The 12775-nt window shown below is 64.5% G+C and carries 12 protein-coding genes; 3 read left to right on the top strand and 9 right to left on the bottom strand.

The window, feature by feature from the left end:
* Both GSQ79_RS10430 and GSQ79_RS10435 read left to right on the top strand, forming a co-directional pair.
* Positions 1-1097 (top strand): carbohydrate porin (locus GSQ79_RS10430; protein WP_158808657.1); only part of this gene is annotated, 1097 nt, incomplete at its 5' end.
* Positions 1098-1179: 82 nt separating this feature from the next.
* Positions 1180-1941: an SDR family NAD(P)-dependent oxidoreductase gene (locus tag GSQ79_RS10435; protein WP_158808658.1), complete on the top strand. Its 762-nt coding sequence runs from the start codon at positions 1180-1182 to the stop codon at positions 1939-1941.
* Positions 1942-1954: 13 nt separating this feature from the next.
* On the opposite strand, the gene hisN is transcribed toward GSQ79_RS10435, so the two are convergent.
* From hisN to GSQ79_RS10480, 9 genes are all read right to left on the bottom strand, one after another.
* On the bottom strand, positions 1955-2746 hold the full coding sequence (hisN, locus tag GSQ79_RS10440; RefSeq protein WP_158808659.1) for a histidinol-phosphatase: 792 nt from the start codon (positions 2744-2746) through the stop codon (positions 1955-1957).
* Between the two features lie 3 nt (positions 2747-2749).
* Entirely contained in the window at positions 2750-3715 is a 966-nt protein-coding gene (locus GSQ79_RS10445) for a choline kinase family protein (RefSeq protein WP_158808660.1), read from the bottom strand.
* Positions 3715-4674, bottom strand: coding sequence for a phosphotransferase family protein (locus GSQ79_RS10450; RefSeq protein ID WP_158808661.1), 960 nt, complete (start codon positions 4672-4674; stop codon positions 3715-3717). The genes GSQ79_RS10445 and GSQ79_RS10450 overlap by 1 nt, the downstream gene beginning before the upstream one ends.
* Before the next feature lie 13 nt (positions 4675-4687).
* Positions 4688-5971 (bottom strand): Zn-dependent hydrolase, encoded by a 1284-nt coding sequence (locus tag GSQ79_RS10455; protein ID WP_158808662.1) that lies wholly within the window; start codon positions 5969-5971, stop codon positions 4688-4690.
* On the bottom strand, positions 5964-6725 hold the full coding sequence (locus GSQ79_RS10460; protein ID WP_158808663.1) for a DeoR/GlpR family DNA-binding transcription regulator: 762 nt from the start codon (positions 6723-6725) through the stop codon (positions 5964-5966). The genes GSQ79_RS10455 and GSQ79_RS10460 overlap by 8 nt, the downstream gene beginning before the upstream one ends.
* A gap of 119 nt (positions 6726-6844) precedes the next feature.
* The gene (locus GSQ79_RS10465) at positions 6845-8668 is read right to left on the bottom strand and encodes an ABC transporter ATP-binding protein (RefSeq protein ID WP_158808664.1); all 1824 of its coding nucleotides are present in this window, start codon (positions 8666-8668) and stop codon (positions 6845-6847) included.
* Positions 8665-9582, bottom strand: a complete 918-nt coding sequence (locus GSQ79_RS10470; protein WP_158808665.1) for an ABC transporter permease — start codon at positions 9580-9582, stop codon at positions 8665-8667. Before GSQ79_RS10470 ends, GSQ79_RS10465 begins: the two co-directional genes overlap by 4 nt.
* Positions 9582-10562, bottom strand: a complete 981-nt coding sequence (locus GSQ79_RS10475; protein ID WP_158808666.1) for an ABC transporter permease — start codon at positions 10560-10562, stop codon at positions 9582-9584. Before GSQ79_RS10475 ends, GSQ79_RS10470 begins: the two co-directional genes overlap by 1 nt.
* Positions 10563-10599: 37 nt before the next feature.
* Entirely contained in the window at positions 10600-12150 is a 1551-nt protein-coding gene (locus tag GSQ79_RS10480; protein WP_246725248.1) for an ABC transporter substrate-binding protein, read from the bottom strand.
* Positions 12151-12523: 373 nt separating this feature from the next.
* Here GSQ79_RS10480 and eutB point away from each other — a divergent pair.
* Positions 12524-12775, top strand: a 252-nt coding sequence (gene eutB, locus GSQ79_RS10485) for an ethanolamine ammonia-lyase subunit EutB (RefSeq protein ID WP_158808668.1), incomplete at its 3' end; no start/stop codon positions are given.

A 12775-nucleotide genomic window follows, 5' to 3' on the forward strand; every position in this document is an offset into this window, starting at 1 on the left:
TCGGCACCGACATCGATCTCGGCAAGGCGGCGGGCCTGCAGGGCACGTACCTGCATTACGAGAACACCTTCTTCGCCAACGTGCACAACCTCGGCCTCGCCGGCCAGATCGGTGACAGCACCGTCGGCTACCAGCCGCCGTTCAACCCGACGTTCACGCGCCTGTCGCGCGCCACGATCGAGCAGAAGCTGATGGACGGCAAGCTCGACATCGAGGCCGGTATCACGCATCCCGACCGCTTCTACGCGATCCCGAACTGCGACTCGATCAACAGCTGCTTCCAGAGCATTCTGGTGCTGAACGCCGGCTGGAGCTCGCCGCAGTACGGCGTGATCGGCGGCAACATCAGCTATCAAACCAACTCCCCGGTCTATGTCGAAGCGGGCGTGTTCGCGGCCAACGGCGGTCGCAACCAGCAGACCGGTTACGACTTCAACGAGACGCAGGCGAGCGGCGCGATCGGCATGGCCGAGATGGGCTGGAAGACCAAGTACGACACGACGGCCTATCCCGCGACCTACAGCCTGACCGGCTTCTTCAACACGCAGTCGCACGTCGATTACAACGCCGCGACGGCGTTTGGCACGACGCGCAGCGAACAGGGCACCTCGGGCGTCGTCGTCCAGGCCGAGCAGGTGGTGTGGCGCGCTGACGGCGGCACGGTGAAGAACGCGACGCCGACGGCGATTTCGATCTACGGCAGCGGCGGCGGTTCGCTCGACTCGACGATGCCGATCGAATCCGACGTCTATGTCGGCGCCAAGCTTTTGGCGCCGTTCCAGAACAACCCGGGCACGCAGTTCGGCGTCAAGTTCAACTGGGAACGTCTGAACAAGAGCTACGACGCCTACCTCGGTGCCGCTAACTTCGTGTCCGGTGGCAACCAGGGCGTCGCCCGCGACAAGTTCATCTTCGAGTTCAACGGACATCTCGCGCTGCCCTACGGCCTCGCCTTCGAACCCGTCGTGCAGTACATCGTGAACCCCAACAGCTACTATAACCCGCTGACCCCGGTTCACCCCAAGGACGGCTTCTACCTCGGCGGCACCGTCGTCGTGCCGGTCGGCGTCCTCCTCGGGATCGCCGCTCACTCCTGAGCGGACCCGACATCATAATCGACAACCGACAGCGGCAGGATCATCCTCGCCGCTGTCTCTTTTTGTGCACTTGGAGGTTCTCGTGGATCTAGGACTCAAAGGCCTGCGTGCCATCGTGACCGGCGGCACCAAGGGTATCGGTCGCGCCATCGTCGAAACGCTTGCACGCGAGGGCGCGGACATCGCGTTCTGCGCACGCAATGCGGACGACGTTGCGCAAACGCAGGACGCGATCGCAGCGCTTGGCGTCCACGCCTTCGGCGCAGCCTGCGATGTCGGCGATGGTCCGGCGTTGAAAGCCTGGGTCGCCGAGGCTGCGGCAAAGCTCGGCAGCATCGACATCGTCATCGCCAATGTCAGCGCGCTGTCCGTCAGTGCCGACGAGGACAGCTGGAAGCGCGGCTTCGAGGTCGACATGATGGGCTGCGTGCGGCTCGTCGATGCCGCGATGCCGTTCCTCGCGCAGAGCAAGGCCGCGTCGATGGTCAGCATTTCCAGCGTCTCGGGGCGCGAGATCGACTTCGCCGCGGGCCCCTACGGCGCCTTCAAGGCTGCGCTCATCCACTATACGCAGGGCCTCGCCTACCACCTCGCCGGCCAGGGTATCCGCGCCAACAGCGTCTCGCCGGGCAACACCTATTTCGATGGTGGGATCTGGAACCAGATCAAGGACGGCAATCCCGAGCTGTACAAGACGGCGCTGGCGCTCAACCCGACCGGCCGCATGGGAACGCCCCAAGAGATGGCCAACGCCGCGGTGTTCCTGGCGAGCCCGGCCGCCAGCTTCATCACCGGCACCAATCTCGTCGTCGACGGCGCGCTGACGCGCGGCGTCCAGTTCTGATCAAGACGGCATTTTAAGCCGCCGTGAGAAACGCGAGCGCGGCCTTGTGCAGGTCCGCGCTCGCGGCGGCGACGACCTGCCCTTTTGACGCGAGGCCAAGCGGTTGGCCCGCCCAATCCGTCATCACACCGCCGGCAGCCTCGACCACCGCCACCAGGGCCATATAGTCGTAGGGCTGCAGGCTTTCTTCCACCACGACGTCGCAGTGCCCGGAGGCGAGGAGCCCATAGGCGTAGCAGTCGCCGCCGAAGCGGCGAAGCGCAACGGTCCGGCTGAGTTTTTCGTAGGCGGCGAGGCCTTCCGGCGAAAAGGAGTCAGGCGACGTCGTGTAAAGGCGCGCCTCGGCGAGCGTGGTGCAGCGGCTGACGCGGGCCGGCTTCCCGTTCAGCGAGGCGCCATCCGGCGTCCCGACCCAGCGTTCGCCGAGTGCTGGCATGTCGATCACACCGATGATGGAGCGGTCGTTCTCGACCAGCGCGATCAAGGTTCCGAACAGCGGCATGCCGGTGACGAAGGCTTTCGTCCCGTCGATGGGATCGACGACCCAGGTCTGCGCCTTGATCTCGGCGCCGAACTCTTCGCCGTAGACGCCATGCTCGGGATAGCGCGCGGCGATGCGAGCCCGCAGCGCCTGTTCGATGCCGCGATCGGCAATCGTCACCGGCGAGCCGTCGGCTTTGATCGCCGTATCGAACGTGCCGCGGAAATGCGCCATCGCGATCGGCCGCGCCGCGTCAGCGAGTCCTTCCGCGAAGGCGAGCGCTTCGTGCCAGTCGAGGGACTGGGCTGCAACCAAAGACGTCATCGCTCAAACCTGCTTGAGATAGTCGATCCAGCGCGGATCGCGCATGATCGAACGGGCGCGCATGTGCTTCCAGGCGCCGTATTTGAAAAAGTCGAAATCGAGTGTCGACAGTTTGTTCTGCACCATCGCCCAGGTCGACCATTTGATGTCGGCAAGCGCCTTATGCACCGTCAGGCGCGCCTTCATCACGGGATCGAAGTGTCCGAAATAGGTCTCGATAATTTCGGCCTCGACCGCTTCGGAAAAGAACATTTCGCCGCACCAGATTCCGAGGTCGTAGCAGCGGTCGTTGTTGGAGCTGTATTCGTAGTCGATCAGCATGATCGACTTGTCGGCACCGAGCATGAAATTGCCCGGCATCGGATCGTTGAAGCAAGGCACGAGGTCGATGCCCGACGCTTCGAGCGCGGCCCGGGCAAGGTGGTATTGTTTGAACAGCCAAGCCCAATCCGGCGGGAACGCGCCGCCAAGGCTGCGCGCCTGATCGATGTGTTCGTCGATCATGTCGAACACCGTCTTGGTCAGCGTCAGCAGGCCGGAATCGTTGAAGACACGATAGGTCTTGACCGCAGCGGCGCGGATGGCAGGATCTTGAAAGTCGGCGTTGGAGCAGGACCGCCGACCGGTGATAAAGTCCGTAATCTCGATTCCGCGGTCGGCAAGATATTCGTAGATGACCGGGCCGATGCCAAGCTTTTGAGCGCGTCGGCTGGCGTCGAGCGCAGCCTTGCGATCGATGAACATTTCCGTCCCGCGACCCGGCATCTTGAGAAAGAACGAGCCCGCTTCACCCTCCACGTCGATACGCCAGTTGGTGTTGCTGATGCCGCCGAGCACCGGGCGATAGCCGCGGATCTTGCCGCGCCAGACTTCCACGTCGCGCAGTGCGGCTTCGAGTTCGCGCTCATCCTCGGAGGCGGCCTGGCCAAACACCGTTCCGGTAAAGAGAGGGGCGCCATGATCCGCCATCAGATGGCCCTCAGCATACGTTCGAACCCGTAATCGCGGATCGCCATCCGGCAGCGCAACAGTCGCCAGTTGGCATATTTTAGGAATTCGATGCCGCGGCGTTCCGAGGTCGCGTTCATCAGCGTCGCCCACAGGCCCCAATACAGATCGTCGGCGATGGCGTAGAGGCGGCAGCGATTGAGCACCGTCTCATGGACGGCCCCTTCGGTGCGTTCCAACGCCGCGCGCATCTGCTCCTCGAAGACGTAGGCCTCGTTGAGCAGGCAGCCGAGTTCGTAATGCGGGTCGGTATTGCAGGCCATGTCGAAGTCGACGAGTCGAATTGCACCGTCAGGCCCGATCATGATGTTCGAGGCCAATCCGTCGGCATGGCAGGGCACGCTGTCCGTGCCGGCGGCCCGAAACGCCGCCTCGATGTCGGCGACCGTGTCGAGCATCCACCACGCATCGGTTGCGTCCGCGGTGGCGCTGTCGGCAAGCGCCGCCTGCACCGTACGGATGCCGCCGAACACGGACCAATCCCGCTTGAAGCGGGCACCCGCATGGATGCGCTTCTTCGCAACGGTGACATCGGCAAAGACGTCGAGGCTCTGTAGATCGTGCATCATCGCGGTGTGCCAAGGCGCATCGAGCCGGTCGAAGACGATAGCGTGGGCCTCGGGCAGAAAATAGCGCGGGGTCGGGGCGACGCCGAGCGCCGCGGCGGCCGACGCCGCCTCGAACGTGGCGGCCATATTCATCCAAGGCCGCGCCTCGGGATGGGTGATCTTGAGGAACAGCGGTTCGCCGTCGACGGTGACGGCGAACCCGTCGCAATCGATCGACCGGTGCATCGTCGAGATGACCGGCACCGTTGCGGCGCGATAGGAGATCACCGCGTCGGCCCAGGCCGGTATCGCCGCTATGGCGGCTTCGGCGGCGTGCTCGGCTGCCGTCGTCGCTTGACCCAAAACCGTCACGCCAAAAGGTCCATCAGCGCTGCTCCAGAATGTTGCCGTCGGTGCAGAAGCGCCATAGCATGCCGGCTAAAATGATGACGCCGAGTTCGCGATCGGGTTCGCTGGTGAACTCGGTCGGATGATGCATCACGCCGCCGACGCAGGGTACGGCGATGACGATGGACGGGCAAACCGCCGCCATGCTCACGGCGTCGTGGCCGCCGATCGTGTCGAGCAGCAGCGTCTCCTGGCCGATGGTTTTCGCGGTCTCCTGTGCGAGCCGCACGAGGCCGGGGTCCATCGGCCCGGCACGGCGCCGGTCGACGGCGCGGATCTCGAAGCCGACGCCGGCTTTGGCAGCTGCAAGTTCGACCGCGGCGTTCATGTCCGTTTCGGCTTTGGCCAGAACCTCGGCCGAACCGGACCGTAGCTCGATAAAGCAGACCGCTTCGGCCGGCACGACATTGGGCGAGTTCGGATACACCTCGAGCCGGCCGACGGAGGTGTGCAGATCGACGCCGGCTTCATCCGCAATCGTCTTCAAGTCGGCGATGAGATAGGCCGCGCCAAGCAACGCATCGCGGCGTTCGGCCATCGGCGTCGGGCCGGTGTGCGCCTGCCGCCCAAGAAACGCCAAGCGAAATTTTGTGGCTCCCCAGAACCGCTGAAAAGCGGCAAAGCGCAGCCCGGCCTGTTCGAGCTTGTCGGAGCCTTCGATGTGGAGCTCGATGTAGGCCGCGGGGAGCGGCGGCGCCGACTCGTGCCGATAGCCGATCATGTCGAGGGCTTCGCCGACACTGACGCCGTCGCCGTCGGTCCGCGCCAGGGCGAAGGCCAGATCGATCTCGCCGGTGTAGACGCCGCTGCCAAGCAGGCTCGGCTGGAAACGCGCGCCTTCTTCGTTGGTCCAGTTCACGACGACGATGTTGGTCTTCGGCTTGATGCCGGTCGCTGCGACGTGACGCTTCAAAGCCAGCACCGCGGCGCAGGCTGCAACAACGCCATAGGCGCCGTCGAAGCGGCCCCCGTTGGGCTGGCTGTCAAGGTGCGAGCCGGTCATTACGACGGGCGCATCGGGGCCTGCCCAATCGAGAAGGCCAAACATGTTGCCGATCACGTCGATCTCGAGCTTTAAGCCTTCCCGCTTGATGAAGGCGGCGAACCAGTCGCGCGCCGCACGGTCTTCTTCGGAGAGAGTCAGGCGCGTCATCGCGCCGCCGGGACCGCCGCCGAAGGTCGAAACCTCATCCATCATCGCATGCAGTTCGGCCGCATCCACGAAAGGCGCGTCGGCGGCGGTGTTTTTGATATCAAGCATAAAAAACTTCGACTCCAGCCTCTTCGAGCTTAGCGGTAAAATCCGCGGGTAGTTTTGCATCGGTCACGAGACGATGAACCTGACGCAGGTCGAGGGTTCGTACGGTCGCCGTTCGCCCAAACTTGGCGCTGTCGGCGAGCATCACGACCTCCTTCGCATGCTTCGACAGGGCGCGCCGCATCGCGGCCTCGTCCTGGCCGAAGTCCATGAAGCCGTGCGTGTAATCGACCGTCGCGATGCTGATGAACGCTGCGTCGAACACGTAGTTTTCGATCGCCTCGATCGCCATCGGGCCAAACAAGGCACGATAGTCGGCGTGAAGGCGGCCACCGATCACCGTGACTTCGGCGACCGAACCGTTGGACAGAAGTTGCGCGATATCGAGCGAATTGGTGAAGACGCGGACACGCTCCCGTTGGACGAGATGCCGCGCGAACGCCAGCGTCGTCGTCCCCGCGTCGACGAAGATCGTCGTATCGTCGCGAACCAGCTTCGCCGCCCGTGCCGCAATCCTCGCCTTCTCGCGCGCGTTGACGCGCATCCGCATCACGTCGGGCAGATCGCCGCCGACCGATGGTTTCACGCCGCCGCCATAGGTGCAGCGCATGTGCCCATTGAGTTCGAGCTGCTTGAGATCGCGGCGGATGGTCTCGCGGCTGACGTTGAGCTGGGTGGCGAGATCCTTGACGAAGACGCGATCGTGCTTGGCGAGTTCCGCGAGGATCACGTTGAGCCGCAGATCAGGAAGGGGCATGGAATATCCCATCGGGCGACCGCCGCCCCGCCGACGTATCGTAAGCGACCGCCGTGCACCCGCATGCCGTGCGACTGGCGCGGAATCAAGCCCGACCGCGCGAATCGTGGCGCTAATCCTCACGCCAGCGCCTCTTCCAGCACCGGCGCAGCCTCGCGCTCGACGAGGAAGCAGGCCGCGAGATCGCGGTTGCCGCGCGCCATCAGCACCGGGCTTTCCACCCGGCAGCGATCGAAGGCGTTGGGGCAGCGGCCGGCGAAGCCGCAGCCGACCGGCAGGTCGATCGGGTTCGGCGGTTCGCCGTCGAGCAGGCAGTCCTCGGTGCGGTAGCGCTTCTCTTCGAGCGTCGGAATGGCGCTGAGCAGGGCGCGGCTGTAGGGATGGCCGGGATCGAAGAACAGCCGCTCGTTACGACTGATCTCGACGACCTCGCCGAGATACATCACGGCGACGCGGTCGCACGTGCGGCGCACCAGCGCCATGTCGTGCGAGATGAAAATATAGGTGAGCCCGTGCTTGGCCTGCAGGGTTTCGAACAAGGCGAGCAGTTTGAACTGCTCCGCTTGGTCGAGCGCGGATAAGGTCTCGTCCATGATGAGGATGCGCGGCTCCAGAATCATCGCGCGCGCCACGTTGATGCGCTGGCGCTGGCCGGCGCTGAGGCCGAGCGGCAGCTGGTCGTAAAGCTCGGGCGAAAGCCCCACTTCCCGCATCATCGCCACGACCCGCTCGCGCCGCGCCTTGCTATCGCCCAGCCCATGAATGCGCAGCGGCGCCTCGATCATCGCGCCGACCGCCGTGCGCGGCGGCAGCGAGCCGAAGGGGTCCTGCAGCACCAGTTGCACCGTGCGGCGGAAGGCGAGGAGATCGCGGCCCGACAGCGTCGCCATGTCGACGCCTTCGCAAAGGATCTGGCCGCCGTCTGGCCGCTCCAGGCGACTGAGCAGCCGCATCAGGCTCGACTTCCCACAGCCGGACTCGCCGACGATGCCGAAGTTTTCGCCGGCATGGACGTCGAAAGTGACGTTGCGCACGGCGCGGACTTCGCTGGTGCCGGCAAAACTGCCGCGCTTGCGCACGTGGTAGCTGCGCGAGGCGCCCCGGACGCTCAGCACCGGCTCGCCGACCGGCGGCGTGCGCGGCGGCGTGGTACCCGTCCAGATCTTTGGCGTGTTGGCGACGAGATCGGCGGTGTAGGCGTGGGTCGGGTTCGCGACCAGCGCGTCCTTCTGCTGCCGCTCGACCACCCTGCCCTCGTCGAGGACCAGAATCATGTTGGCGGCGTCACACGCCGTCGGCAACGACGACGAAATGAAGACGATCGCCGTGTCGAAGCTCACGGTGAGCTCGCGCATCAGCCGCAGCACCTGCGCCGCCACGGTGACGTCGAGCGGTTGTGTCACGTTGTCGGCGACGAGAAAAGCGGGGTTCGAGACCAGCGCATCGACGATCAGCGCGCGCTGCATCATGCCGCCGCTGAACTGCGACGGAAAGTCGTGGAAGCGCGTCGCCGCCGACGGAATGCGCACGGCGTCGAGCAGCGTGATGACGCGGCGCTTGGCGTCCTCGCGGCCTATCTCCGGCGCGACGGCATGCAGCTTTTCCACGATCTGCGGCCCGACCGGCAACGTCGGATCGAGCGCACCCATCGGATTGGCGCCGACATAGGCGATCTCGCGCCGGGTGGCGCGCATCGCTCCGCCCGACAATTTGAGGATGTCCCGGCCCTTGAAGGCGACGGAACCGCCGGTGACGACGAGTGGCGCCTCCAGCCAGTTGACGATCGCCCGCGACAGCACCGTCTTGCCGGAGCCGCTGGCGCCGATGATCCCCAGGATCTCGCGTGGTGCGAGATCGAAGGAGACGTCGGCCAGGATCGGCCGCGCGTTGCCGGCAATTCCGACGGACAGGTCGCGGACGCGAAGGATTGGCTCCGCACTCATGCCAGGCCTCCGAAGATACGATGCCGCGCGCGTTCGAGCGAGGCGCCCATCAGGTTGATGCTGGTGAGGGTCAGGCAGAGGAAGACGCCGGGCATCGTCGCGATCCACCAGGCGTCGAGCAGATATTTGCGACCGTCGGCGATGATGTTGCCGAAGGTCGGCGTCGGCGGCTGCACGCCGAGGCCGATGAAGCCGAGAACGGATTCGAAGATCATCATCCGGGCGATGTCGAGCACGGAGACGAAGATCACCGGCGGGATCACCAGTGGCGCGATCAGGCCGACCATGATGCGCAGGTTGGAGGCGCCCATGATCTGCGCCGCGCGGACGTATTCGCGCCCACGCTCGTTCATCACGACGCTGCGCATCACACGGGCATAGACCGGCCAGCTCGACAGGCCGAGCACGAGAATGATCGCGGGGATCGTCGGCCGCGACACGCCGAGCACGGCAATGGCGAGGATGATCATCGGGATCGACAGCTGCGCATCGGTGATGCGCATGATCAGCGTGTCGACCATTCCGCCATAATAGCCGGCGAGCATGCCCAGCGCACAACCGACCGCGAGCATCAAGGCGACGGTGGCGACACCGATCAGGAAGGAATAGCGCAGGCCGACGAGGCAGCGCACTAGCATGTCGCGGCCGATCTGGTCGGTGCCGAGCGGATGCGCGATGCTCCAATGGTCGCCGATAAACAGCGGCTCGAGCAGCCGTGCCCGTACGTTCATGTGGGTGGGATCGATGCCGCTGGCTTCGGGGTAGATCGCGGCGGCAAGGGCCAGCAGCACGAACACGACCAGCCCGATGCGAAACTCGGTCGAGGACACGGCAAGGCGCCAGATCCGCTGCGAGATCGAGCTGCCACTGCGTTTGGGCGTGGCGGTGAAGGCGACGACGTCGACGGCGCTCATCAGTATTCGAGCCTCGGGTCGATCATCGTCGCGGCGAGGTCGACGGCGATGTTGATGAAGACGAAGATCGCACTGGTGACGATCGCGATGCCCTGAATCAGCGGAAAATCCCGCTGCAGCACGGCGTTGATGGTGAGCAGCCCGAGCCCGGGATAGTCGAAGATGTATTCGACGATCAGCACGCCGCCGAGCAGACCGCTGAACTGCACGCCGAGCAGGTTGAGCAGCGGCACGGAGGCGTTGCGCAACGCGTGATTGGCGATGATGCGACGCCGGCTGAGACCGCGCACGGCGCCGACAGCGATGAACGGCTCCTGCATGATGGAGGCGAGCGATCCGGTCAGCGTGCGGATCAGCACCGGCGACAGTTCGACGGCGAGAACGAACGCCGGCAGCAGCGTGTAGGCGAAGCCACCGTAGCCGATCGCCGGCAGCCAGCCGAGCTTCACCGACAGCAGCAGCGTCAGAACGATACCCAACCAAAAGTTCGGCAGCGAGATGAAGACGGAAGAAACGTAGAAGGCGAGCCGGTCCGGCCATCGTCCGGGCGCCAGACCGCCGGGGATGCCGATCAAGGCCGAGATGACGAGCGCCATCGCAACGGCGACGCCGGCGAGTTGCAACGTCATCGGCAGCGTCTCGCCGATGAGGTCGAGCACCTTGGCTCGGGCCCCGCGTGTCGAGTCATCAAAACTCGAGCCGCCCGTCGACGCGCCGTTGGCCGGCCGCACGAAGGATTCACCGAGGTCGCCACGCACGACATGGCCCATGTAGCGCATGAATTGGATCGGGATGGGATCGCGCAGCCCCATCTTGGTCGCGATCTCGTTGATCAAGGCTTCCGGCGCCATCCCGCCCGCCATCAGGCGGACGGGATCGCCGGGCACCACACGCAGCAGCGTGAAGATCAGGCCAGACACCAGAAAGACGATGACGAGGCCTTGCGCGATACGCCGCGCAAGAAAGCTCAGGATTTCCAAGACGTGCCTCCAGAGACGCCCTCGCCAAAGACCAACATCAGCCGTTGGTCGCCTTGGACGCGTCCATCGACCCGTCGGGATAGATGAACAGCCCGTCGAGATCCTTCTGCATCGCGTGGATCATGACCGAGGTGAACAGCGACAGCGCCGGAACCTTGTCGGCCAGAAGCGGCATCGTCTCGGTTTGCAGGATTTTCTTGCGGGCCTCGAGCGTCGGGGCGTTGCGCTCCTTGTCGAGCGACGCATCGATCTCGGGATCGACGATCCCGCAGATGCGCTTCGACTTGGAATAGAAGTGGGTTCGCAGCACGAGGTCGGGTTCGGGCGAACCGGTCGACCAGCCGCAATCGATCATGTGGCCGGGGCCGCCGCCGGGACGATCATAGAGACGCTCGTTCCACGCCGCAGGCTCGAGCACCGTGAGCGTGACGGGGAAACCCTGCTCCTGCAGCATGCCGGTGATGACTTCGCCGTATTCCTTGGTCTTCGGGTAGAAGCCGACGGAGACGATGTATTCCAGCGGCGGCAGGCCTTTGCCCTTGGGGAAACCGGCCTTGGCGAGCAGCTCCTGGCACTTGGCCGGATCGAACTTCGGATAGTTCGGCAGGTCGATGTAGCCGAACTTGACCGGCGACACGAAGTTCGAAGACTCGTGACCGGCGCTGCCGAGCAGTTCGAGTACCGACGCGCGATCGATCGCGTGGCAGGCCGCTTGGCGGACGAGCGGGTTGTCGAAGGGCGGCTTCGAGCAGCGGAACCACAGATACTTGTTCTCGACCGAGACGATGGTGCTCGTCTTGATCTTGGGGTTTTTGGTCAGCGTGGCGACCTGCTCGGGCTCGAGACGCTCGACGATCGAGGCTTCGCCGTTGAGCAGCGACAGCATGCGGGTGGTGGCATCCCCAACGAAGTTGAAGTGGATCTCGGAAATCTTCGGCGCGCCATGGAAATAGTCCATGTTGGCCTTGAGGACCGTCGAGTTGCCCTTCTGGCCGTCGAACTTGAAGGGGCCGGTGCCGTTCAGGCGCTGCGTCAGCGGGCCCGACGGGCCGCCCTTGACGTCGGTCGCCGACATGATCGGCAGGAACGAGGCGAGGAAGATGAAGAGATCGGCGGGGTAGCCACCCTTCGTCGTGTCGATGATGACGGTGTAGTCGTCGGGCGTGGTGATCGTCAGGCCGGAGGTCGGGCCGGGATACCACTGCGCGGGACGATCCGGCAGCGCGCCGTACTCGATGGTCGCCTTGACGTCTTCGGCCTTGAACGGCTTGCCGTCGTGAAACTTGATGTCGTTGCGCAGCTTGATCTCGAGGCGATGCTCGTCCAGCAGCTTGATGCTCGTCGCCAGCTCGTAGTTGGTTTTTTCTGGGTCGTCGAGGCGCATCGGCGTGCGCGTCAGGAAGCCCATGACGAAGCCTTCGACGTTCTTCTGCGACAGCGTCGTATGCGCCGTCGGGTCCCAGTTGCCGGTGATGTTCTCGGCAGAAAGGAAGACCATCGGCTTGCTCGTCTGGGCCATCGCCGACGAGCAAAGGAAGGCTGGGTCCAGCACCATCGCGCTGGCGCCGAAGACGCCCGCGCGGGTCATCAGTGTCCTACGATCAATTGAAGTCATATATCGCCAGCCCTCTGAAGCACCGACCCGCATGTGGTTTTATGCGGATTTTACCGAACGGCACGCCAACCCCACAGCAACGCTCGTGCCATTCGGGCGCGCCTCGGTCAATCGGCCAAAAGGCGAAAGGGAACGCCAGAAATGCGTGCATCAGAGGCGGATATGGAGCATTTTGCTTGTTTGTTGGTCCCCGGACCAAAATTGCCAACGGTTTCAAGGCGCCCGCCTTGCAGTATCCTTGCCGGGATACGTCAAATCAGAAACCACAAAACCACATAGATAAAGCCGTGACGTTCCTTGCGACTTCTCCTATCCTGGTGGCGTTCGACAGCGAAGGATGAGGTGGATGGGAGCATATCGGTACGACATCGGCGGCGCCCGCCACGTGTTCGCGGATCTCAAGGCGCTGCTCGCGGCGGCCTCGCCGCGACGATCCGGCGACGAACTCGCCGGCCTTGCCGCGGCCTCGGACGCCGAGCGCGTCGCCGCGCGCTACGCCCTCGCCGATCTGCCGCTCAAGACGTTCCTCAACGATGCCCTCATTCCCTACGAAGACGACGAGGTGACGCGCCTCATCGTCGATACGCACGACGCAGAA

Source organism: Beijerinckia sp. L45 (assembly GCF_009765775.1).
Classification (GTDB): domain Bacteria; phylum Pseudomonadota; class Alphaproteobacteria; order Rhizobiales; family Beijerinckiaceae; genus RH-AL1.

Coding starts and splice junctions, on each gene's coding strand:
- hisN (WP_158808659.1), bottom strand. CDS start 2,746: ATGACGTCTTTGGTTGCAGCCCAGTCCCTCGACTGGCACGAAGCGCTC.
- GSQ79_RS10445 (WP_158808660.1), bottom strand. CDS start 3,715: ATGGCGGATCATGGCGCCCCTCTCTTTACCGGAACGGTGTTTGGCCAG.
- GSQ79_RS10455 (WP_158808662.1), bottom strand. CDS start 5,971: ATGCTTGATATCAAAAACACCGCCGCCGACGCGCCTTTCGTGGATGCG.
- GSQ79_RS10460 (WP_158808663.1), bottom strand. CDS start 6,725: ATGCCCCTTCCTGATCTGCGGCTCAACGTGATCCTCGCGGAACTCGCC.
- GSQ79_RS10465 (WP_158808664.1), bottom strand. CDS start 8,668: ATGAGTGCGGAGCCAATCCTTCGCGTCCGCGACCTGTCCGTCGGAATT.
- GSQ79_RS10470 (WP_158808665.1), bottom strand. CDS start 9,582: ATGAGCGCCGTCGACGTCGTCGCCTTCACCGCCACGCCCAAACGCAGT.
- GSQ79_RS10480 (WP_246725248.1), bottom strand. CDS start 12,150: ATGACCCGCGCGGGCGTCTTCGGCGCCAGCGCGATGGTGCTGGACCCA.